Raw genomic sequence first — 26,619 nt, forward strand, 5'->3', positions numbered from 1 at the left:
TAATCGCTCGCGAGGATACTACTTAGTAAATGTCAGTTCTTTCCCACCATTGATTGGTTTGAAATCCAAGGCGTTGTCTTCTTTGAGAGTAATCGTACTAAGCATCGTTCCTCCTGAATCTGGTTGCATGACGAGGTTATTTCCGCGGACTGCATACGCCCCTTTCACTGATTGCGGTTTGTCATCACGAGTAAAACTCCATTCGAAGGAATCATCTTCTTTCAGTTGTAACTCAAACTGGCCATCATTATTGCTGGCTTTCCAATCTCCCTGAAGCTTGGCCAGAGGGTAGGCTGGCTTTTCTAAATCTGGAGGAGTTTTTGAATCAGCCGCTGATGAATCATCTGAGGCTGGAGCATACAACTGGACGAGTTGCGCAGAGAGTTTGTCATCCGGTTGCAACTTCACAACTTCATTCCAGAGAGCGACCGCGTCGCGCTGGTGGTTGCCGGTTAAATAGTGATATGCCAGAAGAAATTCATTTCCTGCATCCTCTGAATTCGATTTGACTGCCTGTTCCAGTTTGCGAAGTTGATCTGTGTAGGTTTCTGGTTTTTCATACAGGCTAATCATCGTCGTCCAATCCCATCCAGGTCCCGCTGCAAGAACCGCATGGATGGTCGCCGCTGACTCTTTGTATTGTCCCAATGCGAATAGACAAAGACTCCGGAACTCGTTGATCGCTGCATCTTGTGACGCTATGACAAGCGCTTGATTTGTAAGGTCCAGAGCTTTCTGGAAATCCTCATCATAAAACGCCTGACGAGCTTGATCGAATGTTTCGGTGAGCGGGTCAGAAGTCTCTTCAGAACCGTTATCTGATGGTGCTTGCGATTCATACGACGGATCGCCAACGATCGGTTCAGAGTATGAAACGACCTGCTGATTGTTAACGACGACAGGTGTTTCGTAATAAGGGTTGTAATAGTCGCCGACACCAAACATCCAATCGACGACGTTGAGTCCCCACATTGTCGCTCCGAATGCCATGGCGACAGGATAATCGTTCCAGAGATAATCCCAGCGACCGTGCCCCCAAGCAGGACCGTAACCGTTGTACCATCCCCAGCTTCGCGACCAGTGTCCGGCAGGTCCGAAATATCCAGTATGCCCCCAGGCACCATTTGGGCCGACATGCCCTGTGTGTCCCCAGTGACCGCCATTTGGCCCCCAGACTCCTGTGTGTCCCCAATACCCATTCGGTCCCCAAAATCCGAAATGGTTGACATCCCCGCCATTGGGACCTTCCCAATGTTGATGAGCCCAATCCCGATCTCCCCAGTGATTTTGCAAGTCGTCGAACCGATTTGCCAGATCATCATGACGTTCTGGAAGTGTTCCACGATCACCGGGAGTCCATCGTTCTCCGGCACCACCTTGTCCTGGACGCATACCGGGACGATGTTCCCCACCTCCTCCTTGGCCTGGTCGGAGACCTGGCAGACGTGTTCCGGCGCCTCCTTCACCCGGACGTGAGCCAGGCAGGCGAGTCCCGGCACCATTGTTCCCGGGGCGTGAAGGACTTAGCCCAGGGAGTGAAGCGGTACCTGAACCGGGATGAAAATTTCCACTCGGATGAAAGCCGCCAGGGTGAGTACCACCTCCAGATGGTAAACCGGGACGCCCTTCACCGCCGGGATGAATGCTTGGTCGAGTTCCCGGAGAAAGATCAGGCCGCGAGATTCCACCACCAGGCTTGAGTTGTGGACGACTTCCGATTCCGATTCCACCACCCTCCGTATGAGGAAAATGAACAGCATTGGAATTTCTGATTCCCGCTCCACCTCCGCCTAAGTTCCCTGAAGGACGACTAAACATTGATGGGTGTGACGCTGGTTGTGGATGGAAACCTCCTCCGCTGAAACCGCCACCACCTCCGCTAAAGTTGCCGCCTCTGATATTACCTCCGCCATGAAAGCCACTACCACCGCTGAAGCCACCACCGCCGTGAAAACCACCTCCCCCACTGAAGCCACCACCGCCACCATGGAATCCTCCTCCACCGCCAAAGCCGCCACCCCCACCGTGGAACCCGCCGCCTAAGCCACCGCCACCAAAACCGCGGGCAAAGGCATAGTCTACGTTAGCGGTTACAGTGAGTGCAGCAACCATTAAGGGAATGAGACTTAAGCGTTTCATAGAACCGTCCTCCGACAGGAATGCGACCAGCCCGAACTCGCGAGCGAATTTTTGAAGAAGTTTGAAAACGTTGAGTAAGTGACGATTTGTCTATTCGTTAGTCGTAGAAAGTTTGACTTCAGGAGGTTGTCGAACCGCACGATGCATGATCGTCGGCAGTCGAACTCCATTCACGATGCGATCCGATTGAGTGATAATGAGTGCGTCCTCCCCATCTTGCTGGTAAGTCATCCTTGACGAATGGCGAATTCCTTCAATATCGATTCCCTGAAGATTAAGGCTCCAAGAGCCATCCTGATTAGCTTGCCACCAACCTTCGGAAGAAGTTCCTTGAGAGGCAAAAATCCAGGAATGAAATTGGCTACGTTCGACATCCCAACCAATTCGGTGTGTTCCACTTAATGAAGAGTCAATCGAGGAGATTTCAACGAAGTTGCCGATCAAGAAGTTTTTATTCTCAGACCACTTCCATTCCGTCGCTGCCTGGCTTCCGCGAACGTCTTCATGCCACTTCCCCAATATCCAGGAAAGTGAAAGCAACCGATCATGTGGTGACATCAATCCAGATTTCAACTCACGAACACTCGCAATCAACCAGGATCCATCGTCCTGTTGAACATGCGTGGCGACGTAGCGTGTCACCGAAGTTGGACCATCTTCCGTAGTTGAAAAAGTTGAGGCTCCTTCTTCAATGATCACTCCCGCAGCGACGGGACGAATCGATAACACTTCAATTTCAATCTTCCCTTTTGAACTCAACTCAAACGAAGCAGAGAACTCGGCAGCGATCGCTGATTTGCCATGAAAAACCATCCCAGCTGCATTGACGTATTCCGCTTCTGCGGTAAAGAGTTCTGAAACCGCTTTCGCATCTTGATCCGCGAAAGCTTTAGAGTATCGCTCTACTGAACTAAGAATAATTTTCTGTAAGTCGGGTGCAGAGGGGAGATTTTCCTGTGCGTAAATTGGGAGGAATCCACCAAAGATTATCCAAGCGAATATCAAACGCCACATACCGTCTTCTCCTCATTGCTGAGTTCTTAAATCTATTTCATAAAGATGAAAGTTATTACAGGTGCTATCTCTCTTTGACAAAGTCACCAGGTTTGTACTTTCTGTCGAAAAAATCCTTTGGGGTCCGAAGAACCGAAATAAAGAAAACCAGCCGTTTCCGAGGACAGTTTAAACGAAGTTCTTCGCGTCTAGAAACTTTTGAAGTACGATATGGAATGTGACTGAACCGCCCTCATTCTTTATCAGGTTGTTCATTGCATTCAGTGATGAATAGACTTGAGCAGACGCGTCGACACCTGAAGCAATCTTGGCATCGTAAAGAGTTCGTGATCGAAATAAACCTGCTGGCGGATTTGGTAGGAACGTGATGGTGTAGAAATCCCACCCATCAAGTGCTCGTCCTTACGATCCTTGTACGCATCTCCATATTCGCACCGAGTTTAGCAGTTGTGTTTTCAATCGACCTGTGAGAAGCGGCCGTTGAGTTATTCGATAAAACGCAACGACCACTTGTCACATCAAGAGTCAAATTCGGTAGCGACTGGCTTGCAACCTGAATATGCAATTACTTGTTTGGATTCTCAATCTCCAGGCGGAGAGTTGGGAACGCTCGCTCGATTTTTTGTTTGGCTTTGATATCGCGCAACGTCTCCTCCATCATATTCGCGGGGTTGAATGAAGGGGGTGTTGAGCGTGGAGGAAATTCCTTGAACGTTTCGAGGAACTTCATGACTTCCCCCATTCCCTCGTAGACCTGAGGGATGTGGTTCAACTCCCAGTCCCAATAGGTGTTGGATGTGATGTCTGCACGTTCGAAGGGATCTTGGAAGAGATTGTACAACTTTGTCAGACGCAAGACAGTGAATGGTTCGGCCCATAGTCCCAGCGTCCCTTGCATCCGTTGTTCTGCGAACACATTTTTGTAGTCTCCGACTCGCAGTGCCACCAGCATTCCGTCGTCATCTGTGTAGAAGAACGTGTTCCGCTCACTCTTGACGTTATTGTTCGTGTTCGCTGTTCCCTCGAAAGTCGTCAGGAACTTCGACTGATCGTACCCGTCCAAATGAACTTTGTAGGTGACTTCGCCTCCTGGGACCGGTGCTTTATAACCTTTGAGACATTTACCCACGATATCGGGTTCGCCTGCGATGGAGCAGAGCGTCGGAATCCAATCGTTGTGGCTCATTAGCTCGTTAGTGATCGATCCGGCCTTGATATGTTTCGGCCAGCGGACGAGGCAGGGGACTCGAAATGCTCCTTCCCAGTTGGTGTCTTTTTCGCTGCGAAAGTGTGTCATCGCCCCGTCAGGCCAAGTGTTCATGTGAGGGCCATTATCTGATGTATAGACAACGATCGTATTGTCCGCGATCCCCATGTCATCGAGTGCTTTGAGGATTTTACCTATCGTGATGTCGTGTTCGATCATTCCATCGATGTACTCACTGTCACCGTGCTTGTATCGTCCGCGGTGCTCTTCGCGTACGTGAGTCCGCAGGTGCATGCGTGTCGAGTTGAACCAGCAAAAGAAGGGGGTTCCTTCTTTCTTTTGTCGCTGCATGAATTCAATCGCTCGATCTGATGTTTCGTCGTCGATCGTCTCCATCCGTTTTTTTGGTGAGAGGACCGGTGTCCTTAATGATCTGCTTGCCGACTTTGCCGAAGCGTGGGTCGACGGTCGGGTCGTCAGTTGCAGAGGCCTTGCAGTCCAGCACGCCCCGTGGTCCCCATTGTGCCTTGAATGCTTCGCCTTTGGGATAATCTGGCAACTCTGGTTCTTCCTCTGCGTTGAGGTGGTAGAGATTACCCAGAAATTCGTCAAAACCGTTGACTGTTGGAAGAGTCTCGTTGCGGTCTCCGACATGGTTTTTCCCAAACTGCCCGGTTCGATAGCCGAGGCTTCGCATCAGTCCGCCGATTGATGGGTCGAGTTGGTTCATTCCCATCGGTGCGCCCGGCAGGCCGACTTTCGTTAAGCCGGTGCGGAGGCCGTGTTGACCGGTGAGAAAAGCCGCGCGTCCAGCAGTGCATGACTGCTCACCGTAGTAATGTAGAAATCTGATTCCTTCGTTTGCGATGCGATCAATGTTAGGAGTGTCGTACCCCATGATCCCATCGCTATAGCAACTGAGGTTGGTGATGCCGATGTCGTCACCAAAGATCACAAGAATGTTTGGTTTTTCATCCTCGGCGTGGGCTGATCGATCAGGGGCCACGAGTGATAAGACCGCGACAGCCAAAGCAGCCTTGAAGCAAACTGTTCTTTTGCGCATCTGTACTCTTTCGTTAAAGGAGAGAAGGAGAAAGAAGTCTCGATGATGATCCACATTGGTGCAGAAACCGTGAATCGATCACGGCTTCGCAGATGGGATTTCGTCGCTTCCATTGATTGCTGGTGCTTACTATGAAATCCCAACACCTAGTTGACCATTTCAAAAAGATTGTACCGAGCTCAACTTTCAGCTAAAACAATTAGAACGCGCTCAATTCGGGCCATTTTCCCACTGATGGTGACAACATGGACATCCACCTCTTTAACGCCGGTGTACTAGCCCCTGTGGTTCAATTCCTGGATCAGTCCGGTTCCCGTAGCGAGAAGTTCCTAGACCGGGCAAGAATTCCAGCAGAGATGGTGGAAGCAGGTGGATGGGTCGGGAAAAAGCAGGTTTACGACTTCACGTATGACGTCGTCCACAAACTGCGTTGCCAAGAGGCCGTTTTCTCGGCTTATCTGAATTTCGAAATGAAGCATCTTGGTCCTATCGCGGTGGCGATGCAATCATGCAAGACCGTGAAGGAAGCTCTGGAGGTGGCTGCACGCTTGGGGAGTTTGGCGTACGAGGGGAGTGAATATTATTTGGAGAACGATGGTGAGACAACCTGGTTTTGCTATAGGGAATCCAATGTTTATTCTCCGGGGCAGACCTACATCAACGACATGACTCTGGCGGTTTTTTATCAATTGATTCGTGCAACTGCCGATGAGAACTGGCGGCCTCAGAGATTTCGGACAGTTGTCGATATAGAAGGTCGGCATCGCGCAGTGGAACCCTTTGAGGAGTGTCACACCGGGATTCACCACAATTCGACTGGCATGGCCTTTCCAACTGCATTTCTCAGTCGGCGATTGCATGGATGGAAGGACTTAACAGAGACTGCTTCGGGGACGGACTGGCAATTTGGCCCAGAAGGGAGTCCCCCCGTCGTCGAGAAACTTTACCGGCTGCTTTCATCACAGTTTCCTTCCGGAAAACTACCGACTTTAGAACTCGTCGGTTGGATGATTGATGTCAGCCCGCGGACATTGAAGCGCCAACTCAAAGCAGCGGGGACGAGCTACACCGGTCTACTTGATCGACTTCGTTTTGACGTTGCCTGCGAGATGCTGGCGATTCCACAAATGACGATTCGCGAGATTGCCTTCGAACTTGGATTTTCGGCTCCAAACAACTTCGTTCGTAGTTTCCGGCGTATGACTGGGACAACGCCCGGAGAGTATCGTGCTCAATGTCATGTTGACCAGTGACAAGAATCCCCTCGGAGTCTGCCGCAATGCAATTTAGGCTCGACATGAGGGATCTTGAGCGGGGGAGGTCAAATTAGAGTCATTTGCTCTACTGTGTACCCGTGAAGATCGCGTTTGATCAATAAAATTTCTGTTCGTCGCTGACTTTCTCTGCGGGTGGACGAAAGTCCCTGATTGCGAAGGGAACGCCATTCGTTCTATGCAATATTCTACGAGTGTAAGATGAAGCCAATTTCATGGCACGGGGAAAGTCGTCTGTGATGAACATTCCTGACGTATCACTTTGTGAGGCAAGGAGGTATAAAGCATCATCAATGCGGATTCGAACTTCAAAAATCGTAAGGGTGAGAAAATGAACAGCGGTTTGCCTCGGCGCGAGTTTTTGCGAACCGGATTGAATGGGTTTGCCGCATTAAGCTTGCCATCTCTTCTTCAATTACAGGCCCAGGCGAAGCAGCAAACCGCCGAGCGGACAGCGGTTATTTTAGTTTGGCTGCGCGGTGGAGCGAGTCATCTTGAAACATTCGACCCAAAGCCGAACGCTCCCAGCGACTATCGCGGTCCGTTTTCACCCATCTCGACGAACATTCCGGGCATCCAGATTGGAGAACTTCTTCCGCGACTCGCTCAGCGTGCTCACGAATACACACTTGTCCGCTCACTGTCACATACTGGAGGTGGTCATCCTGCAGGTTCGCTGCAAATGCTGTCCGGTGATCCAGACGCAGCCGATAAGCTGACACCGAAGTATCCCGACTGGATGTCAATTGCGAACTCCATGCGGAAAGATGAGTCACGTGAGATCCCGAACTATATTGCTGTCAATCCAGTGGATCGCTACGACAGTTTCACAATTGCCGGCCCGACCTATTTAGGCCCCGGATTTGGACCATTTCAAATCACCGGTGATCCGAGCCATCCTGAATTTCAAGTCCCGAACATCGGGCTCAGCAGTGACGCTCAGCGAGAGACATTGCAAAACCGAGTCAGTCTGCGGCGTGGTCTTGATCGCCTGCGAGATGGTCTTGACCAATCGGGATTGATGCATTCGCTTGGCCAGTTCGAAACGCAAGCCATGGAGTTGTTATTGAGTTCGAAGGCACGCGAGGCATTCGATTTGACTCGTGAACCCCAAGAAACTCGTGAGCGATATGGAATGCACCGCTGGGGGCAGCAGTGCCTGATGGCACGGCGCCTCGTCGAAGCTGGTGTCGATATTATTACAACAGAGTTCGATGGCCCCTTGTGCGGACGTGTGGCGAACTGGGATGACCATGCGGTCAATCACCATGTGTTCGACGCTTTGCAGTTTCGTGCACCTTATTTTGACCAGGCGGTTTCAGCGCTGATCGAAGATGTCTATGCACGAGGATTAAGCAAACGTGTTCTGGTCGTGGTGACTGGCGAATTTGGTCGCACACCTCGGATCAGTCATGTAGCCAGTAGCGGAGGTGGTGTCGCAAGCAGTCCTGCAGGAACAGTTCAGCCAGGTCGAGATCACTGGCCCCGCGCGGGGTCGATGCTCTTTGCAGGTGGAGGTATCACCACAGGAAACGTGATCGGTGCCACTGACGCAAAAGGGGAAGACCCGATCTCTGAAAGAGTCGGTCCGGAAGACTTTCTCGCTACAATCTATCATCACCTTGGTATCGATATCGACCAAACCATTGCGGACTTTTCCGGTCGACCGACTCCGATTATTCGATCAGGGAAGCCGATTCCTGGGCTGATTTGAAAAGCTTCAGTGGCTTTTGATGCATAAGAGCATCTGTTGGATGACTCTTCGTGGGGCGAATAGAATTGCCATTTGCGTCCTTCTTGAAGTGTGAACAGACATCTCAAAATTTCTTCGCGCTGTTGCTACGAGTTTGGTAAGGGACGGCCCGTTTGTTCAACAGAATCTGTCCGCCATGCCGGATTGGAATGCCAGGGTGACCTCGACGAAGTGCAGAAGAGTTCGCACAATGAAGTACATCGTTGGTCAGACGCGGTTTTTGACGCCGTTTTCTGTTTTCGAGAATTTCCCTCGAAACAAAGGGCACACTGGAACACTTTCTGATTTCTCGTGTCCGAGAAGAGTGCGTATCGTGTGATGAATCGCTCACTCGCATTCGATGTTCTCTCGACTGTCCCGGAAACTCAATGCGAAGATCAGGGAAGGCAAGCTGATTGGAGCGGCGCTGAGCGAAAATCCGCAGGCCGACTGGCCATGTTACCTGTACGCTTCTGATCGTACAGAATACTTAATCAAGATGGATACGGCTTAGTTGTATTCGCAGGTGATGTATGAACCGAGAATTACAGATGGCAGCACTTTCATCGCTCAGAGCTTTGGGTATGATTCCAGAGTTCACCGTGGATGAGGGCAAGCAGTTCATTTACCGGAAATTCATCTCCCATCGAGTAGCACTGTTAGCTTTGCTAGAGCAGTTTGCTCTATTGTTTGCCCGTGAAGAACGCATTTCTCCAGGAAAAATGCTGTTCACTACGAGGCAGGACCTGCAAACCAATTCGAAAGATGCTCTAAGGCGTTAAAGCGTTCCGTCTTGAGTTCCATGAATGAACAAATTCATCCAACAAAGTTTATGCTTGAAAGTGACAGAACACCGAGTGATCTCGGACATCGGCTGAACGAGCCCGGATCGTCGAAAGTGCGGGAAACCGAAATCCTGATTTTCGAATCTCGAAACTCGGTTGCGAAATAAACGACGCCGAATCCGACGTCGAAGACTTATTATCTCTTATACGGAAGATTCATCATCAAAAGTACAGACCATAAAGTGGGCGTGGCTCCTGTGTTGACGCCCGAACCGTTGCCAGTTCATTCGGTGCAGCGTCAATCACGTTCGGCCAATCTTTTGTTGCTTATCGGAATCCTGCTGGTTGCTATTAACTTGCGGCCGGCACTGGCAAGCGTTGGCCCACTGATTGAAGACATCCGCCTGACGACTGGTCTCTCCAATTCTCAGCTAGGACTATTGACTACGCTGCCTTTGATCGCCTTCGGAGTCATCTCCCCATTAACGCCACTGTTTACGCGGCGACTGGGGATTGGGGGCACATTGTTGATGGCGTTGGTGTTGTTAGTCATGGGGACTTCCATGCGGGCCATCGCCTGGCTGCCCGCGTTATACTTCGGGACACTACTTGTGGGAATTGCGATCGCGTTTGGCAACGTGTTGATGCCGAGTTTAACAAAACGCAATTTTTCTTCGCATTCTGGATTCATAACCAGTCTCTATTCGAGTGCGATGGCGTTGGGGGCATCGCTGGCTGCAGGGTTCAGCGTTCCTTTGGCGGTCGAAATGAATCTGGGCTGGCGGGGCGCGTTGGGCGTCTGGTCGATCCCCGCAGCAGTCGCCCTTATTGTTTGGTTACCACAGGTTCGACGCCTTACGAGATCTGAACCGAATCGAAGTTTTCAAAAGGCTATGAAGCATCTTGGAGGCTCGTCCCTGGCCTGGCAGGTCGCGCTGTTTATGGGCCTGCAGTCCCTGACTTTTTACGTGGTCCTGGCATGGTTGCCTGCGATTCTGATGAGCCGGGGTTACGATGCGACATATTCCGGATGGATGTTGTCATTGTCGCAAGCGATGGGGATTTTCGGTTCGCTGATAATTCCCACACTCGCGGGAAGAACAACTGACCAGCGCGGCATTGTCCTCTGCTTATCGTTGATCGAATCCGTCGGACTTGCTGGTCTTTTGCTCGACCAGACAGGTTGGATTGCACTCTGGGTTTCGTTAATTGGATTCGTGTTGGGAGGCTCGTTCGGATTGGCGTTGCTGTTCATTGTGCTTCGATCTAGCGGCACAGAAACCGCTACAGAACTTTCCGGATTTGCACAGTCAATCGGCTACATGGTCGCAGCGATCGGGCCGTTGCTGTTTGGCGTACTGTTTGATTTCACGCAGAGCTGGACTTGGTCCTTTCTGTTTTTATTCGCTGTTGGAATCGTAAAACTTGGAATGGGCTGGGGAGCTGGCTCACCGCAAACACTCGAATAAGGCTGTCCACCTGTCCAACACGTAGCCTCCGGCTCAACTTGAACCTTGCAGTGCCGCAGACGAGCTCTACTTAGAGTTTTTAATACCTGGCACGGGCTGATGAAGTATTCTGGATGAATTCTAAACGGAAAGCGGCTTGAGAATTCGAGTCGCTCTGGTTCTGGTCTCAAAACTTACTGTTCACTTCTCTAGAGCAGTTTGCTCTACCGTGTGCCCGTGAAGAACGCATTCCTCCAGTAAAAATGCTGTTCGCCACGAGGCAGATCCTGCAAACCAATTCGAAAGATGCTTCAGTACAGAAAAAAGTCACAATTCCATAGGATTTGAGACTGCTTTTAACCGAATTCGCTCAGACATCATTGCCGTGGCAGGAGTTCCAGAGCGACGTTCGACATCGTTGCGATGCCGGTTTGCAGAGTCAGTTCGAAATCGGGGTAGTAGGCTGACGAATGCAATGATGGTGGTGTGCGACCAGCCATTTTGAGCTGATCGAGCCGCCGTTGACTGACGCTGCCCAATCGATACATCAGAATGGGGACTCCAGCTTTGCCGTACAAGCTGAAATCTTCCGCCCCCATGACAGGGTCAACCTGTTCGACATTGTCTACTCCCAATGTGCGTACAAATACAGAGCTCAGTTTTGCGGTGAGGTCATCGTCGTTGTAAAGCGAAGGCGTTCCTTCTGAAAATTTCACCACCGGCGCGGGAGCGCGGTGTCCGATGGCGACAGCTTTCGCTTTTCGTTCAATTGCGTCTAGTAGCTGCTGACGAACTTCGGAGGAATAACTTCTGACTGTCAGTTGTAGTTTGCATTCATCGCTGATGATGTTGTGCTTGGTTCCGCTATGAATGGAGCCGACTGTAATCACGGCAGGTTCGATCGGCTTGATCTCGCGGCTGACAATCGACTGTAAAGCAACGACCAATTCAGCCGCCTGAATAATCGGGTCCACGGTGGTGTGCGGCGCGGAACCATGACCGCCGCGACCTTTCACTGTGATGTCAACACTGTCCACATTCGCCAGAGCATATCCTGCCCGGTAGCCGACTTTCCCGGCTGCAATATCAGAACCGACGTGCAACGCGACTCCAAAATCTGGTTTGGGAAACCTCGTGAACAAGCCATCCTCGAGCATCGCTTTCGCACCGGCAACGCGTTCTTCGGCTGGCTGGCCGATCAGGATTAAAGTTCCCTGCCAGCGGTCCTGGCAGCTGGCAAGATAGCGAGCCACGCCGACCAGATTTGCCATGTGAATGTCGTGGCCGCACGCATGCATGACACCAGTCTTGCTGCCGTCCTCATTCGTGACAGTCACTTTTGAGGCATATTCCAATCCGGTCTCTTCTTTCACCGGCAGGGCATCCAGGTCTGTTCGCAGCATGAGCGTCAGGCCATCTCCGTTTCTAAGAATTGCCACGACTCCAAAGCCACCGACGTTGGATGTGACTTCGTACCCAGCTTTTTCCCATTCTGCGGCAATTCGCTTTGACGTTTCCTTTTCCTGAAAGGAGAGTTCAGGATGGGTATGCAAGTGCATGTACAGTTTGACCAGCGAATCCAAATTCGCTTCTGTCCATTCTTCCACAGTTTGAGCACTACAGATTGGAGAGCTGAGGGCAACGACCAGAACGGTAAATATTTTCAAAACAGACTTCATGTGTACCACGCTCAATAGACCAAAGAGTTGAGTCAGGATTGTATACCCCACTGTTCTGAAAAGTGTAGTCGACGAGACAGAAGGGTTTCGCGGGATAATTGTTGCCGAGTCGATCAGATGAAATCTTTTCAGTGAGGCTCAACCTGAAGGATTCCAGATCAAAGGTGTGTTCATATTTCAACCCACGCGTCAAGGTGATTCACCATCGTGACAGAGTAGGTAGACAAACCCTGTTGGAGATAAACACAATGTAGAACATCAGTACAATCTAGAACCAGTTCGGAAACTATCGGAATAGTCGCTCTTCTCATTGTTTGTGAGAGCGAATTCAGGTTTCAGAATCTGTTCTAAAAAAACGAGACATGGATATCAATGCTATGCATGAAAACGTGAAACGATTCCTCTTCGGAGCGATCGTCACCATGGTCGCTGCGACCGCGTCTGCTGAATGGACACAGCTTCAGGGGAATGCACAACGCTCGGGAAATGCACTGACCGAAGAGGTTCCTACCGATCTCGGTCTGCTCGCGGCCGTCCCGACGACGGACGCGATTTTTGCTGCTCCGGCAATTGCCGATGGACGCATCTTCGTCATTGACGGTTCTGGTGTGGTCTTCGCGATCGATGCCACATCGCATCAGGTGATCTGGAGGCACGAGACCCGCGGCGGGAAAGGGAATTGCAATAACGTCGCGGCGCCCGCTGTAGCGGGGCAGTATTTACATGTGGGGACGACTGCTGGTTATTACTATGTCTTCGAAGCAGCGACCGGAAAGATAGTCAGTGAAATTGATTGCCGCGAACCGATTTTCTCCGCGCCTGTGGTCGGCGAAGAACGGGTCTACTTCGCCACTCTTGGTGCTCGTATCTATGCTTTGGAGCCGGATGGTCAAGAGGTTTGGAACTGGGACTTTGTTAAGGAAGTTGTTGGCTTCACGGGGGACCGGTGGCTCGGTTCCGACTGGGTCAAGTTCCGGGGGGACCGGGTCAACTGGAAGGATCATTTTGTCTGCTCCCGCGACATCAGCCTGGTGGGCAACATGGTTGTGATGCCGGCCGGTGGGCGGACAGTTTTCGTTGAAGACGCGGGAGACAAGCCTGTGTTGCGTACTGTCGGAGAGATTCCGGCTTATGCGGGCAAAGAGTACCCAGCAACCTTTGGACAGAGTGCAGACGAAGAGGGGAATGTCTACATTCAATGGCATCGACGCGACAACGCCGGACGTGTCGAGATTTTGAAGCTTGAAGAGGGCGAGGTGAAAGCCGAATTTGTGAAAGGGACGGAGACTGCCATCAACATCCCGGGCCTGCTGAGTTTCGCCAGCGTTGCCGTACAGGATGGTGTCGTCTATCGCACACGCCCCGAGCACGGTTTAGGACTCTGTCGACACGCACCGGATGCAGAAGAGGTCGAGGTGCTGTGTGAAGCCCCCTCCATCAGCCCACCGATCATCACGCGCGAGCACATTCTCTATGGCGGTTTGGATGGAAAGCTTCATGTAGTCCCTATCCGCGGCGGCGAGGAGCGATCGTACTCGACCGCGTGGAGCGTCCCCATCACTGCACCTCTTGGGATCTCGGATGGGCGAGTCTACGCGGCATGTGAAGATGGATACCTGTATGTCTTTGGTTCCAATGGAAAGGCATCTCTTCCTGACAAAGATCTCGGAGTCACCGAAGTCCGCAGTCCTCTCACTGGGCCGAAGTCGGGTGAAGAGTTCAACTGGTATTCCAACTATGGTGACTTCCAGGGTTCAAACGCAAACGACCAGGACCTGAAACCACCATTGCGCATGCGATGGGCACGCCGACTGGAAGGGACAGTGAAACACTTGCCGGTTTGTGGCGGTGGCAGAATGTATCTTCACACGGCTGAAGGTCAGGTGATGGCAGTGGAACAGGATACGGGACGCATGCTGTGGCGTCGGTACTGGCCTCATGTTTATCTCTCTTTCACTTCGCCGCTCTACTACAAAGAGAAATTGCTCATTCCACAGGGGGGGATACAGCAATCTCGCGTTCGCTGTCTCGACGCGAAAAACGGTAAGCTGCTGTGGGAGGCGCCGTTTACAGGTTCTCCCGGTTGGAGCCGGCAGTTTCCTCCGGTCGTTCATGGCAATGTAGCAATCTACGCATCCGGTTCCGGTGAGTATGCCGCTCAGGGATCAGAAAAGGCCTTCGTCTTCAAGGGAGACCCCAATCCTTCCGGAGATGGTCGCGAAGTGATGAGTTGGATTTTCGCCAACGCAACACCGTACTCTCCGAAGAATCATAAGCCTCAAGTCTGGGCCTGGGACCTGGACACCGGGGAGGTCGTCTGGCACAAAGACTTCTCGGAGTATGGCCGAGGCGGCAACGATTGTGGGATCTGCATCCTTGACGGGAAGCTCTATTACTCCGTTTACTTCGGGTACGACACCGAGCAAAAAAGACGCCGTGGGCTGCCTGTCGAGAACAACGGTTTCACAGCCTGCATGGATCCCGCGAGCGGGGATGTAGTTTGGTCAACGACCGACTATCACGTCACGTCCAAGTGCACGATCAGCGCACGCGACGGGCGAATCTATCTCGGCGGATTCGCAGCCGCCCGGCAATCTGCCAAAGACCGTTTCGTCTGGTGTCTAGACGCCAAAGATGGCTCGCTGGTCTGGCAGTCTGATCCGGTGACCTCCGCGCTCAACGTCGTTTCAGTCGGCAAAGAGTTCATCTTCTCCAATGCCCTGCGTGGCGTGGGTAACGTCTATGATCGCGAGACTGGAAAAGTGATTAACACGGTCGGCCACAACTACGCCTGTTGTCGCTTTACGCTCTCCGAACCCTACGTTCTCGGAGCGAATATGGACATGATCGACCTGTCAAAGGATGGTCAACTCGTATCAACCGGCCCCGCCATCGACTCACGTGAATGCCTCGGCGCAGTGGTTTCTAACGGCCGGATTTTTTATATGTCTCAGGCCAGTGGGTTTATTGTTTCCCAGACCTATGGAGAGGAATCAAAGAATCTCCCTGCAGTCTGGGAGCGTCCTTGAACCGCCGTGCGGTTTGCGGCAGTCTGGCAGAGGAGGGGAGTGCGAAAACAGTCGGTTCGCGATGCAATTTTCATCGCGAACCGGCAAGAACATTTTCGATCTTCTCAAAAGCAGCAAGCCGATTATTTTCACCGTAGAACAAACGAGCAGACGAGCATCCCGAATCAAATTCAATTCATTTTTTGCGATGTCATTTTTCATTTGACTCTGTCACTGGCGAAGTGTGAGAACTTCCCGCTAACGTGTAATTTCAGCTGTCACAATGTGAGTCTTTGGCGGCAGCCTCTTACTGACCTAACTTCTGGAGTGACAATTCATGCGCTACTCGCTGATACTGTTAACTGCTCTCTCTTTCAGTTCAATCTGTCAGGCTGAAGACCTGCAGCCGCAACTCAATGTTTCCTACGGACCTCATGCCCGGAATGTGCTTGACTTCTACCCAGCGAAATCCGATTCGCCGACACCGGTAGTGCTCTACATTCATGGTGGCGGATGGCGCGGTGGCGACAAGAAAACGAATCCCAAGGCCTTTCTGGACAAAGGAATCTCGGTTATCGCGATCAACTATCGCTATGTTCAAAACGGAGAGGAGGAGAATGTGGTGCCTCCCGTGAAAGCTCCTCTGGGCGATGCTGCGAGAGCTTTGCAATTCATTCGTTCCAAAGCTAAGGAGTGGAACCTCGATAAGACAAAAATCGGAGCAACAGGTGGTTCTGCAGGGGCCTGCACTTCCTTATGGCTCGCCTTTCATGACGACATGGCAGACCCAAAAAGTGATGATCCGATCGCACGTGAATCAACGCGACTATATTGTGCAGCAGTAAACGGAGCTCAAGTCTCTCTCGATCCTAAAGAGTTACGAGAATGGATGCCGAACTATCGGTATGGGGCTCATGCTTTTGGCTACAAGGATCTCCAAAACGTAATTGACAATCGTGAGAAGGTCCTCCCCTGGATTCATGAATACTCACCAATTGAGCACGTTTCCAAAGACGATCCACCAATCGCATTATTCTATCGTGGAGAAGTTCCAGTCGTGGGAGCATCCCCTAAAGACCCAACCCATTCGGGAATCATGGGCGTGAAGCTTGCGGAACGACTTGAAGCAATCGGAGTCGACACCGTACTCGTGCACCCCGGAATCGAAAAACCGAAATACAAAAACTCAACGGACTACCTGATTGACAAACTCTCGAAATAAGAACGTTCGCCAAGCCCTGATGGCGAATTCTTCTTTTATTCTTTTCTTTCTGCCTTGTGGCGAGCAGTTTTGAATTCATGGAACTGACTTGCTCCGGCACAGCCAACATTGGAATCCTCGAAAAAGACGGTGACTGAAACAACAGGAGTCACCTCGTGAATCACAATTGCGAAGTGACTCTTTTCCAGACAAAGTCGATCTTCATTGTTGAATTCGCAAATTATCATTTATCGATTTCGATAAGTTATGATTCTTTGCATTAAGAGTTTTACCTAATGGCTTCCCTTCAGGGCTGAATCAGTCATCCTTAGATATCGCCTTGGCATTCAGGTTCCTGGAATCAAAGTAACAGGCAGTCTCAGTGTCATGTCGCTGTTCAGCCTGCTACCATTTTGACTCGAATCAGCACTGCCAATTTACTAATTTACGCTATCATAAATTTAAGTCACGACATTCGACCTACCTTCAAGGAATTGATCATGCTCTCTTCGAATTCACTATCTCGTCGTCAATTTGTGCTGCTGGCAGCTGCGGCGAGTGTTTCGGGCCCATTGCTTGCACGTGGTGCGGAGAGTGAAGGAGGCTATCTCAACGGTCGCCTCTACAAAACGCTTAAAATTGGAATGGTCCAAGGTGGTAAGTCTCTCGAAGAGAAATTTGCGATCGCGAAAGAAGCTGGCTTCGATGGGATCGAATTGAACTGCCCGGGGATCGACGTTAAAGAAGTTCGAGCCGCTATCAAAGCGACAGGGCTTCCGGTCGATGGATCGGTGAACGCCGGACATTGGTCGGTTCGCCACACAGATGCGGATGCATCAGTTCGCGCGAAGGCTCTTGCCAGTCTGCAGGAAGCTCTTCGTCAGACACATGCTGTTGGAGGCAACACTGTCCTGCTTGTCGTTGGGCGGGGAAGTGATGGTCCGGAAGAAGAAATCTGGAAGCGATCGATTGAGAATATCTCGAAGGCATTGCCGCTGGCTGCAGAACTTGGCATTCATATTGCCATCGAAAATGTCTGGAATCAGTTTTGTTACGACCATGATGGAGACCACACCCAGACCGCCGACAAGTTTGTTAAGTACGTTGACGAATTCCATTCACCGTGGGTCGGCATGCAATTCGACATTGGAAACCACTGGAAGTATGGCAGCATGGGAGACTGGATTCGGCAGCTCGGCAAACGAATTGTCAAGCTCGATCTGAAAGGCTTCTCTCGCGAGATGGACAAATTCACAAACATCGGTGAAGGTGATCTCGACTGGGCAGATGTGCGAAAAGCTCTTGCCGAAATCAAATACACCGGCTGGGCAGCAGCGGAAGTGAAAGGTGGCGACCTTGAACGTTTGAAAGAAGTCTCTGCCAATATGGACCGCGTGTTCGGCCTCACTCCCAAAGCCTGATCCTCGTACTGATTCTGTTCGCTCTGGACTGTACCATATCGTAAACCGCAATTGAGATAGTTTGCGATATGGGGCAGTCGCGATAGGTATTGAAGACAATTTTGCATTCTGCGGTCGTGGGAATGGTCTTGCAGGTCCAACGTCCTGCATGTTGATCATGTTATGACTGCGACACACTGTTCAACTGACTTTGTGCCAAGGAGACGTTACTTCCATGTCTTTTCCAGTCGATCAGCGACATCTTTCTGGAGAATTTTCCCGACGAGACGCCTTGAAGAGTTTCGCAGGCGGAGCCCTCTCTCTGGGAGCAATGACTGCTTCACTCGACAGGACTGCTTTCGCTTCAGTTGCTGCATCGGAGCAACTGAAGCCACGTCCATGGATTCAAATTCGCGGCATCTATGGTGGGTTTCCCGATGTAATCTTAAAACGTGGAGAGACTCCAGCTGACTATGGAATCAATGCGATCTGGGTCGGATCGGGAGGTCTCAATCAGAAGAAAATCGAACAGTACCATCAGCTTGGACTCAAAGTGTTCGCTGAGTACAACTCGATGCATTTCGCGAACTATTTGAAACAACACCCGCAAGCTGCTCCCATTGGAGTAGACGGTTTACCTTCTCCGCCTCCACATGGCTGGCAAGGTGTCAGCCCCTTCGATGCCGGATACCGAAAGAACCGCATGGATGAATTCCGGCGAGTTCTGGAGACTTATGAGGTCGATGGAATCTGGCTGGACTATCATCACTCGCATGCCAGTTGGGAACGAGCAGAACCGGTCATGCCCGACACGGATTTCTCTCCAGCAGCCTTGAAGCAGTTCCAGCAAAAGACAGGAATTCAATTACCGGATTCTGTCCCTGCAGCTGCCAAGCAATTGCTCGGTCCTCATCGGGATGCCTGGACTCAGTTTCGATGTGACGTCTTTACCGACTGGGTGCGCGAATACCGAGACATCCTCAATGGTGTCCGTCCGCAAGCCCTGCTCGGCACTTTTCACTGTCCCTGGTCAAGTGACGACTACGAAGACGCAATTCGACACAAGTTATCCATTGATCTTCCGGCTCAGGCGAAGTATCTGGATGTCTTCAGCACAATGCCGTACCACGCTCGTTTCGGACATCCACAGAATCCCGCGTGGGTCGCGGAACAAACCAAGAGTCTGGGCAAGCTGCTCAACCTGAAAGGTGAACCGGGCGAAAAACAACAGATTTGGCCGATCGTCCAATTGGCGGACTGGGGAGAACCTGTAACCGTCGATCGAGTAGCATCTGTCCTCGACGCTGGAACAACTCAGCCCTCGACCGGCGTGATGGTCTTCCACTGGAGTGGTGTTTCCAAAGATTGGTCGAAAGTCGACGCCCTTGGCCGCTTCTATCGTGGAATCCGCCCAAAGTCGTAGCGATGAAAGTCGGCACAGAGGGAAAACGGGCAATATTGCGAGGAACCGACGAGCGAAACGCAACCAGAAAAGGTGATGCCCGAACAGATGGCTTCAGGAATATCGGGGCATGAAACAAAGTGCAGACGATCAATACTCCACACTGACCACGATGTCATGACAACTGAGACTTGAGGTTCGCACTTTCACGTCGTCCCAATATGCTTCGCCAACCTCGGTGCTGTTCGAAGCTCCAAAGGCGACTTCATTCCGTGGGTATCCTGTACGTGGCTTGAGCTGCCCTTTGCCGTCCAGGCGAAGTGTGCCATCAACATAAACCTGAAGGTCTTCACCATTCAGAACGAGCCGGTAGGTGTGGAAATCTGAAGTGGTGTCCATCTCGTAGCGAATCTTGCGATTGTGGAACAACGAGATGTGATCAGACGCCAACGTGAGCCGCTCGCCAGAGATGCCATTCGACACAATGACAAAACTTGATCCAGAGACAGTCTTCACGCGAAACTCCGCGACTGCTTCCGATCCCGGGTCGGCCCCCCAAGGCGTGCGAAAATAGCAATACTCACCTGAAGCGGTGCCACGATCAGCAATTAACAAAGCTCCATCGCTCAAGGTGTCGATCGTTCGCTCGGAACCAGGATCACGCCGCCAAATGTTGGTAGGCTTATCACTACCGTCATATGTGATAGTCCATGTGTCGACGTCTTGAGGCAAAGGCCGAACGGAAACGCTGACCTGGTTGCCTCCCCGTTTCACAACTGCTGCTGGGACATCGTAATCGATCCAACCGTTCAAGAGTTCTCCGTCAACGAGTTTCGTTCCATTGAAAGTTGTGACAAGCTGATTAGCCTGAAGCAACAATGGAGTTCTCATGTGCAGAGTAATTTTGGGCGTGCGTCCTGCACTCGCTGCGGCAGCAATGTCGTCGCCGATTCGAACTTCTGTTGCCAGCGGTTTACTGGATGAAATCGTTTGCGAATGGCTTGGTGTGAGCAATGGGATTGTGCTGTATTGACTGCCGCCAATCAGAGTGCTCTCTGGATTGCGATCACGAACTGTGACGAAGAATTTCTTGTCGAGATACTGTAGCGTTTTCGTGTCACCCAACTCATTCCAGAGTGTCGAATTAGGGTTGAAGTAGTTGTAAAGATAAATGCCGTTTGCTCCGTCCGCCAATGCGTTGGCAGCTCGCCCGCGATAACTTTCGACTGAGTTGCGTCGAAATCGGTCCTCACCACGAACACGAGATTCACTCAAGCAGGGATAGACAGCCACACCATATTTTTTTCCGAGTGCAATAGTTTGCTGCCAGGGATTCAAGCGGAAGTAACCGGTTGCCACAAGTATGTCTACTAGCCCCTCTTTCAACCAGCGTTCCAAATCGATTCCGACATCGCGACAGTAATCGACCGAATCGTGTGTGCGGATTGCGACCAGAATCGGTCGTCCTCGTTTCAGGCCAACTTCTTCAGTCATTTGACGAATCCGACGGATCAGGTCGGTCATCTGTTCGAGGTTCTCTTTGGTCGCGGTCCCGCCATTTGCATGAGACTTGAAGAAGACGGAGTGCCGCAGGAAATCGAGTTCGATGCCATCTACATCGTAGTTGGTGCAGACCTCTTCGAAATAGCGAAAAGCCAAATCCCGGATTTCTTCGCGACCGTAGTCGACAGCCGTCCAACCTCCGATACGGCTTCGATTCTTTGCCGTTGCCAAGAGCCATTCGGGATGCTCTTGCTTCAGTGAACTGGCAGCCAGCATGAGAGGTCCGTACCAGGCCCCCGAGGCGTCGTGAGTATCATTCATCCGCATGGACCAAAAAAGTTCTATCCCATTTTGCTTGCTGAAATCAGACATGATCGTCAGCGGATCAAGACCTTTGTCGATGAATGTCTGCGTCTGGTTCTTGCTAAAGCCATCCTGATCAGCTGTAAATAAAGAGCCGACCTTCGTATTGTGCGTGAAACAGCCAAACGGAGAGGACCACGTACAATAAAACAGCGTGTCGAGTTGCGTCCCTGCCAGGGGCGTCGTTCGATGCTTAAGCAAACCAGCCGCCGAAACATCGTCCTCGCAGAGATAAACCGGCTCGTTGCCATCGTTATTAAAGATCAGACGGCGCTTCTGCCCGGCTGCCTGAGATCGAGCCAATCGTAACTCGTCAATATTCTTCGGCTTCGTTTCTCCGAAAGTGTTCAGAGTCATCAAGAGCACAAGCGAAAAGGCGACGGATTGTTTCAGACTCATCGAGAGCATGTTCTGTCCTTTGGAATTCGATATTTTTAACAAGTCCGAAACCCTCGGATGTCGTCGCTTTTCTCCATGTTTGAGAGAGCAAGTTCAGGTTTCAGGATCAGTTCTAAGAAACAAGGAAGCCTACTAGAGCAGATTGCTCCAGCAAGTGAAACTGTCTGAACTCAAACGACAGAGACAATGGGGGATTCAATCAGTTTGAAATCCTCTGGAATCGTTAATTTCTCGATAATTGTGACAGCATATTCAGGTTTCAGATCAACTCCAAAGCGTCGTTCTGTGAGCATACATTGTGGAGAACGTAGAGGGACGTGAGCTTCGCAGAACAATTCCATTCATCTCTTTGTGATGCTAGGCTTTCCAGCCTCTATTGAGTATCACTAACAAAACAGCGTGGCGAAGCCGCCGCTTGCGAAATCATCGCCAACCTGGAATCGGAGCATGCTCTCCTCTCGTTTATTTTGGAAAATCTTTGGCACTTATGCCGCACTCACTCTCGTTGCGGCTCTCTCTTTCGTTGCGATTCAATCGAGCCGGCAACGAGAGATCGTCATTGAACAGGCGCAGCAACGCTTGCATGACTCAGCTGTCATTTTGCGAAGTCATATGGCGGACTCTTTTGAAGAAGGACCAAGTGCCGAGCTTCAACAAACTCTGGAGAAACTCGGGAAGCAAAATGGGACCCGAATGACACTGATTGCCGAAGGGGGAACAGTCATTGGAGATTCCGCAGAGGCACCGGAAGTGATGAATAATCACAACAATCGAGAAGAATTGCGGCAGGCCAGGACGAGTGGATTTGGGCTCTCTCGAAGGCAAAGTCCTACGCTGGATATCCCTACGATGTACTACGCGCTACGGGTTGATCAACATGGGAAAGTCATCGGTTTTGTAAGAGTTTCGATGACAATGAAGTCGATCAATGCACAAGTTGCATCGGTGCAACGATTGATCTGGGTGACAGCGATGACTGTCAGCCTCGTGGCTCTGGCGTTGACATATTTCGTCGTCGGCCGGGTCATTCGGCCCTTAATCGTATTGACTCAATCGGCAGAAGCGATTGCCGATGGTAATCTTCGACAGCAAGTCGACATTCCCAGCCGGGACGAGTTGGGAACACTCGCAGGGGCTTTTAACCTGATGAGTCGGAAACTTTCGACGCAGATTGACGAATTACATCAAAAGAGTTCCGAACTCGCCAAAAACAGCGAGCGATTGGAAACGGTTCTGGGGGGAATGATTGAAGGAGTGATTGCTGTCGACGGCAATGAGCGTGTTCTTTTTGTCAATCAGGCTGCGAATTCGCTATTGGAGATAACAGCTCCTGAAATTGTCGGACGGCCAATCTGGGAGGCGGTACGAAATCCTGCAATCCAGAAGGTCGTGAAAAGTGCTTTGGAATCTAAAGGGCAAAAGAACATTGAATTGGAGATACCACGGACCGAAGCCATTGTCGCATTGCTTGCCGCTCAATTACCGGGTGATCCCTGTCCTGGTGTCGTACTGGTCTTTCACGATGTCACCGACCTGCGCCGTCTCGAAAACATTCGACAGGAGTTTGTCTCGAATGTTTCACATGAGCTGAAGACGCCGCTGACGTCGATCCAAGCGTATGCCGAAACCTTATTGTCAGGAGCGATCGATGATCCTGACCACAATCGCAAATTTCTTAAAGGCATTGAGGAACAGGCAACTCGGCTGCATGCCTTAATACTTGATCTGCTTCGAATTTCTCGTATTGAATCAGGGGCAGACGCCTTTGAGGTCTCTACCGTTCCTCTCGTTGAGACGGTCGACATGTGCATTCGCCAGCATGCAACAATTTGTGAGACAAAATCTATTCAGCTATCGATGCAGGCTCACACGACCGAGATTTACGTCTTGGCTGATCCAGAAGGATTGCAGACGATTCTGAATAATTTAATCGACAATGCCATCAACTACACGCCCAGTGGTGGCCAGGTGAGCGTTTACTGGATGGTGCAGGGTTCGATGGTTTCGATCCAAGTGAAAGATACAGGAATTGGAATTCCCAAAGACCACCAGAAGCGGGTCTTTGAGCGATTCTATCGCGTCGACAAAGCACGCTCTCGTGAAATGGGCGGGACAGGCTTAGGACTATCCATTGTCAAGCATCTGGCTCAGGAGTTTGGTGGCGAAGCCGAGGTAGCCAGCGAACCGGGGCAGGGAAGTACGTTCACGGTCCGTTTGCCATTAGCCCATAATGAGAAGAAGCCTGGCTTTCGAAAAAACCAAGCTTCGAATGACTAGAACCAGTCCGAAAACCTCTGGAATCGTCGCTTTTCTCAGCGTTCGAGAGGGCAATTTCAAGTTTCAGGACCAGTTCTAAATAGTCAGGTCCTGTTATTCAAAGTTCCCTTTGCGAATTTGTCGTCCCAGAAATGGGCCCGAGTAAACTTCACTCGGAGGCAGTTCGACTTGTGAATCCAGGAATCCGTGTCCTTCTGTGCCATCGACATTGAATCCGGGATTCAAGTACTCATCACCATTCAAGTCGGCGATCGCTTTGACACTTCCATCAGCCATGAGCAAGTTGCAGTGCTTCTTGTTTCCAGTGCCGTGCCAAGCATACCAGTCCCGAGTGTCTTGCAACCACAAAATTCCATCAGTTCCAGGGACTCCTGGGTAATCGGTGTCTGGCAGCTTTTTAGGAGTAGCTCCTTTCATGTTTGTCCCAGCAGGCATTAAAGCGACTCTCGTACTATCCCAGTATGCCGGACCATCATTAAATGATTCAGCCAGTCTTTCCCCGGCTTCTAAGTAACCGGGGAGGTCGTGGCTAAGGACGGCTTCGCCGATATCGCCTGGAGCTCCGCACCCCATGAACGGGATTGTGGTGGAAGAAAGTTTGGAATTATCGACCATCCTTTCTGTCAGTGGTCCTCCCGTTCCCTGGTAACCTTTCAGCTGGGAAATCGTATTCCCAGCTGAATCTGTTTTTGGTCCAGAGCGAACCAGGTACCAACTAGCTGCGTAGTTGGTACCGTAACCATCTTCCAGCAGTTGCCGCACTTTAGCGACACGATCGGAAGATCCGGGAGGGCTGATAGAGTTATTCCAATCTGAGCATCGACCGGCGGTAAGTCTCTCTACTGGAACTCCGTCTTTGTTACTCGTGTTGACAACTCCAATGAAGTCGTTCAGTTTTTCACTTCCACGCAAGTCGGAAGATGGACATAGAATCTCCTGCGTGTAAATTCCCGAATTCACGAGATCTGCTACCCAGCCGTATGTGTCAGGGCAACCGTCTCGTCGCCAGTCATAAGCTCCGGTACAGTAACGTTTCCTAGTGTCACCACTGGCAAAAGCGTGGAGTCCAACACCGATCGTTCTCAGGTTGTTTTTGCAGACCAGTGATCGAGACGCTGCCCGAGCGCTCATCAGTGCTGGTGTCACGATAGCAACGAGAATGGCGACGATGGCGATGACCACCAAGAGTTCAATCAGCGTAAAGCCTGATGGCGATGTTTCTTTAGGGAAATCATGTCGAATCCGTTTCATTGGTTAACTCCAGTTAAGCGTTAATCGTTTCAAGAATTTTGGTGTGTTGAGAATCTCTGATTCACTTCTGTCCTGTCAGTCCACTTGGATGTTGATACATCTTCCTGCATCAATTGTGATCCATTTCGTGCCCCCCCCTTGGCTGAATATGATGTGCCCTCTGTCTTGACTGAGGGGGAAGCATACGAACGACTGTTAACACCAATGGCGTGAAAACGTGAAACGTTGATGAATTCTGAGGAGGGCTGCTGGGATAGAGTCGAACCTGCAAATCGTTTCAGAAATGAACTGCAATCAGGGCTCTGCATCATTTTCAAAAAAACAAGCAAACTGCGGTCTTAACCATTTCTTAACAGTTCAGTGCCCACAAACTTCACAATCTGTCTGTACACTCTGGTTCAAATCGATGGGAAAGATGGCCATTTGAAAGTGCCGCACAGCGGACTCAATGTCAGGAATTGAAATATGAAGAAGCATGCGTACGTTGTGGGTGCAAGCATCACGATGCTTGCTTTTGTCACAGCGGGTTGTTCTGTCAAAGATGCAGCAGATAGCAGTGTACTTACCGAGAGCGATGCGAAACCTAATATCACAATAGACGGGTCCAGTACGGTCTATCCAATCTCTCAAGCGGTGGCTGAAGAGTTTGAAAAAGAGTCTGAGACAACTGTTGTCGTTGGAACATCGGGGACCGGTCCGGGTTTTAGCAAATTCATCGAAGGCACCTCCGATATCAACAACGCCTCACGCCCAATTAAGCAGCAGGAAATCGATGCTTGCAAGGAGAATGGAATTGAATATCTGGAACTGACCGTTGCCATCGATGGGCTCTCTGTCGTCGTGAACCCGGAAAATACATGGTGTGATTGCCTGAGTGTTGAACAACTCAAAAAGATCTGGGCCCCGGACAGCCAGGTGAAACTGTGGAGCGATGTCGATCCGAGTTGGCCGCAGAAAGAAATGAAACTTTTTGGTCCTGACACCGACTCTGGAACGTTCGATTATTTCACGGAAGCCATTTGTGGAGAAAGTAAAGCCAGCCGGTCTGATTACAGCCCCAGTGTGAATGACAATGTTCTCGTGAAAGGTGTTTCTGGAAGCAAATACGCTTTGGGCTACTTTGGATACGCTTACTACTTGAAGAACAAAGATAAGCTCAAAGTTCTTGGAGTTGCGGACAAAGGCAACCCTAACGATTGCGTCAAGCCAAGTGATGAATCCATTGAAGGTGGAAAGTATGTTCCACTCTCACGTCCGCTCTTTTTATACGTCAACAAAGCATCGTTGAAAAAGCCGGAAGTGGCCACATTTTTGCAGTATTACCTGCAAGAAGGTCAAGAACTCGTAGGAGAAGTCGGTTATGTCCGACTTAGCGATAAGCTGCTCAGCGAGGAACGCAATGCATTGGAAGACGCAATTGAATCAGCTGGCCGGGATGTCGAATCCGGATCAACGAAGTAATCATTTAATACGT

The 26,619-nt window shown here is 50.8% G+C and carries 17 protein-coding genes and 2 pseudogenes; 10 read left to right on the forward strand and 9 right to left on the reverse strand.

The features are described from left to right. Positions 1-18 precede the first annotated feature (18 nt). The 4 genes and pseudogenes from ACN0YR_RS00990 to ACN0YR_RS01005 all read right to left on the reverse strand — a co-directional run bounded on the left by ACN0YR_RS00990 (position 19) and on the right by ACN0YR_RS01005 (position 5,423). A complete protein-coding gene (locus tag ACN0YR_RS00990) occupies positions 19-2,139 on the reverse strand; it encodes a hypothetical protein (RefSeq protein ID WP_417847335.1) in 2,121 nt (706 codons plus the stop codon). A gap of 90 nt (positions 2,140-2,229) precedes the next feature. Then, positions 2,230-3,153 carry a YybH family protein gene (locus ACN0YR_RS00995; RefSeq protein WP_417847336.1) on the reverse strand — a complete coding sequence of 308 codons (924 nt, stop codon included), beginning with the start codon at positions 3,151-3,153 and terminating at the stop codon, positions 2,230-2,232. Between the two features lie 168 nt (positions 3,154-3,321). Continuing rightward, positions 3,322-3,543: pseudogene (locus ACN0YR_RS01000) on the reverse strand (hypothetical protein); the annotation flags it as partial. A gap of 175 nt (positions 3,544-3,718) precedes the next feature. Then, positions 3,719-5,423, reverse strand: a pseudogene (locus ACN0YR_RS01005) (arylsulfatase). Positions 5,424-5,668: 245 nt separating this feature from the next. Between ACN0YR_RS01005 and ACN0YR_RS01010 the strand changes: the two are divergent. The 4 genes from ACN0YR_RS01010 (at position 5,669) to ACN0YR_RS01025 (ending at position 10,683) form a co-directional block, all read left to right on the forward strand. Further along, positions 5,669-6,676 carry a helix-turn-helix domain-containing protein gene (locus tag ACN0YR_RS01010; RefSeq protein ID WP_417847337.1) on the forward strand — a complete coding sequence of 336 codons (1,008 nt, stop codon included), beginning with the start codon at positions 5,669-5,671 and terminating at the stop codon, positions 6,674-6,676. A gap of 352 nt (positions 6,677-7,028) precedes the next feature. Beyond that, on the forward strand, positions 7,029-8,411 hold the full coding sequence (locus ACN0YR_RS01015) for a DUF1501 domain-containing protein (protein WP_417847338.1): 1,383 nt from the start codon (positions 7,029-7,031) through the stop codon (positions 8,409-8,411). Positions 8,412-8,980: 569 nt separating this feature from the next. After that, the gene (locus tag ACN0YR_RS01020) at positions 8,981-9,211 is read left to right on the forward strand and encodes a hypothetical protein (protein ID WP_417847339.1); all 231 of its coding nucleotides are present in this window, start codon (positions 8,981-8,983) and stop codon (positions 9,209-9,211) included. A 323-nt stretch (positions 9,212-9,534) separates the two neighbouring features. Beyond that, positions 9,535-10,683, forward strand: a complete 1,149-nt coding sequence (locus ACN0YR_RS01025; protein ID WP_417847340.1) for a CynX/NimT family MFS transporter — start codon at positions 9,535-9,537, stop codon at positions 10,681-10,683. 356 nt (positions 10,684-11,039) lie between these two features. Here the strand turns inward: ACN0YR_RS01025 and ACN0YR_RS01030 are convergent, their stop codons facing one another. Then, positions 11,040-12,341, reverse strand: coding sequence for an amidohydrolase (locus ACN0YR_RS01030; protein WP_417847341.1), 1,302 nt, complete (start codon positions 12,339-12,341; stop codon positions 11,040-11,042). Between the two features lie 362 nt (positions 12,342-12,703). Between ACN0YR_RS01030 and ACN0YR_RS01035 the strand changes: the two genes are divergently transcribed. Continuing rightward, the gene (locus tag ACN0YR_RS01035; protein WP_417847342.1) at positions 12,704-15,370 is read left to right on the forward strand and encodes a PQQ-binding-like beta-propeller repeat protein; all 2,667 of its coding nucleotides are present in this window, start codon (positions 12,704-12,706) and stop codon (positions 15,368-15,370) included. Between the two features lie 316 nt (positions 15,371-15,686). Further along, positions 15,687-16,571: a carboxylesterase family protein gene (locus ACN0YR_RS01040; RefSeq protein WP_417847343.1), complete on the forward strand. Its 885-nt coding sequence runs from the start codon at positions 15,687-15,689 to the stop codon at positions 16,569-16,571. A gap of 35 nt (positions 16,572-16,606) precedes the next feature. Here the strand turns inward: ACN0YR_RS01040 and ACN0YR_RS01045 are convergent, their stop codons facing one another. Continuing rightward, complete coding sequence (locus ACN0YR_RS01045; protein ID WP_417847344.1) at positions 16,607-16,798, reverse strand: hypothetical protein; 192 nt, start codon at positions 16,796-16,798, stop codon at positions 16,607-16,609. 252 nt (positions 16,799-17,050) lie between these two features. Between ACN0YR_RS01045 and ACN0YR_RS01050 the strand changes: the two genes are divergently transcribed. Continuing rightward, positions 17,051-17,971, forward strand: coding sequence for a sugar phosphate isomerase/epimerase family protein (locus tag ACN0YR_RS01050; RefSeq protein WP_417847345.1), 921 nt, complete (start codon positions 17,051-17,053; stop codon positions 17,969-17,971). A gap of 214 nt (positions 17,972-18,185) precedes the next feature. Next, positions 18,186-19,373, forward strand: coding sequence for a hypothetical protein (locus ACN0YR_RS01055; RefSeq protein WP_417847346.1), 1,188 nt, complete (start codon positions 18,186-18,188; stop codon positions 19,371-19,373). A 129-nt stretch (positions 19,374-19,502) separates the two neighbouring features. Here ACN0YR_RS01055 and ACN0YR_RS01060 read toward each other — a convergent pair whose 3' ends face one another. Next, positions 19,503-21,626 carry a hypothetical protein gene (locus ACN0YR_RS01060; protein ID WP_417847347.1) on the reverse strand — a complete coding sequence of 708 codons (2,124 nt, stop codon included), beginning with the start codon at positions 21,624-21,626 and terminating at the stop codon, positions 19,503-19,505. Positions 21,627-21,787: 161 nt separating this feature from the next. Next, on the reverse strand, positions 21,788-21,958 hold the full coding sequence (locus tag ACN0YR_RS01065; protein WP_417847348.1) for a hypothetical protein: 171 nt from the start codon (positions 21,956-21,958) through the stop codon (positions 21,788-21,790). Between the two features lie 106 nt (positions 21,959-22,064). Between ACN0YR_RS01065 and ACN0YR_RS01070 the strand changes: the two genes are divergently transcribed. After that, positions 22,065-23,894 carry an ATP-binding protein gene (locus tag ACN0YR_RS01070; protein ID WP_417847349.1) on the forward strand — a complete coding sequence of 610 codons (1,830 nt, stop codon included), beginning with the start codon at positions 22,065-22,067 and terminating at the stop codon, positions 23,892-23,894. A gap of 93 nt (positions 23,895-23,987) precedes the next feature. Here ACN0YR_RS01070 and ACN0YR_RS01075 read toward each other — a convergent pair whose 3' ends face one another. After that, complete coding sequence (locus ACN0YR_RS01075; protein WP_417847350.1) at positions 23,988-25,145, reverse strand: DUF1559 domain-containing protein; 1,158 nt, start codon at positions 25,143-25,145, stop codon at positions 23,988-23,990. 465 nt (positions 25,146-25,610) lie between these two features. Here ACN0YR_RS01075 and ACN0YR_RS01080 point away from each other — a divergent pair, with 465 nt between their 5' ends. Further along, on the forward strand, positions 25,611-26,606 hold the full coding sequence (locus ACN0YR_RS01080; RefSeq protein WP_417847351.1) for a PstS family phosphate ABC transporter substrate-binding protein: 996 nt from the start codon (positions 25,611-25,613) through the stop codon (positions 26,604-26,606). Positions 26,607-26,619: the final 13 nt, after the last annotated feature.

This window comes from Thalassoglobus sp., assembly GCF_048270125.1.
Classification (GTDB): Bacteria; Planctomycetota; Planctomycetia; order Planctomycetales; family Planctomycetaceae; genus Thalassoglobus.

Bases quoted from the DNA above. Each gene is read 5' to 3' on its own strand.
- ACN0YR_RS00990 (WP_417847335.1), bottom strand. From the start codon at position 2,139: ATGAAACGCTTAAGTCTCATTCCCTTAATGGTTGCTGCACTCACTGTA.
- ACN0YR_RS00995 (WP_417847336.1), bottom strand. From the start codon at position 3,153: ATGTGGCGTTTGATATTCGCTTGGATAATCTTTGGTGGATTCCTCCCA.
- ACN0YR_RS01010 (WP_417847337.1), top strand. From the start codon at position 5,669: ATGGACATCCACCTCTTTAACGCCGGTGTACTAGCCCCTGTGGTTCAA.
- ACN0YR_RS01015 (WP_417847338.1), top strand. From the start codon at position 7,029: ATGAACAGCGGTTTGCCTCGGCGCGAGTTTTTGCGAACCGGATTGAAT.
- ACN0YR_RS01020 (WP_417847339.1), top strand. From the start codon at position 8,981: ATGGCAGCACTTTCATCGCTCAGAGCTTTGGGTATGATTCCAGAGTTC.
- ACN0YR_RS01030 (WP_417847341.1), bottom strand. From the start codon at position 12,341: ATGAAGTCTGTTTTGAAAATATTTACCGTTCTGGTCGTTGCCCTCAGC.
- ACN0YR_RS01035 (WP_417847342.1), top strand. From the start codon at position 12,704: ATGGATATCAATGCTATGCATGAAAACGTGAAACGATTCCTCTTCGGA.
- ACN0YR_RS01040 (WP_417847343.1), top strand. From the start codon at position 15,687: ATGCGCTACTCGCTGATACTGTTAACTGCTCTCTCTTTCAGTTCAATC.
- ACN0YR_RS01045 (WP_417847344.1), bottom strand. From the start codon at position 16,798: ATGATAATTTGCGAATTCAACAATGAAGATCGACTTTGTCTGGAAAAG.
- ACN0YR_RS01050 (WP_417847345.1), top strand. From the start codon at position 17,051: ATGCTCTCTTCGAATTCACTATCTCGTCGTCAATTTGTGCTGCTGGCA.
- ACN0YR_RS01055 (WP_417847346.1), top strand. From the start codon at position 18,186: ATGTCTTTTCCAGTCGATCAGCGACATCTTTCTGGAGAATTTTCCCGA.
- ACN0YR_RS01060 (WP_417847347.1), bottom strand. From the start codon at position 21,626: ATGCTCTCGATGAGTCTGAAACAATCCGTCGCCTTTTCGCTTGTGCTC.
- ACN0YR_RS01065 (WP_417847348.1), bottom strand. From the start codon at position 21,958: ATGGAATTGTTCTGCGAAGCTCACGTCCCTCTACGTTCTCCACAATGT.
- ACN0YR_RS01070 (WP_417847349.1), top strand. From the start codon at position 22,065: ATGCTCTCCTCTCGTTTATTTTGGAAAATCTTTGGCACTTATGCCGCA.
- ACN0YR_RS01075 (WP_417847350.1), bottom strand. From the start codon at position 25,145: ATGAAACGGATTCGACATGATTTCCCTAAAGAAACATCGCCATCAGGC.
- ACN0YR_RS01080 (WP_417847351.1), top strand. From the start codon at position 25,611: ATGAAGAAGCATGCGTACGTTGTGGGTGCAAGCATCACGATGCTTGCT.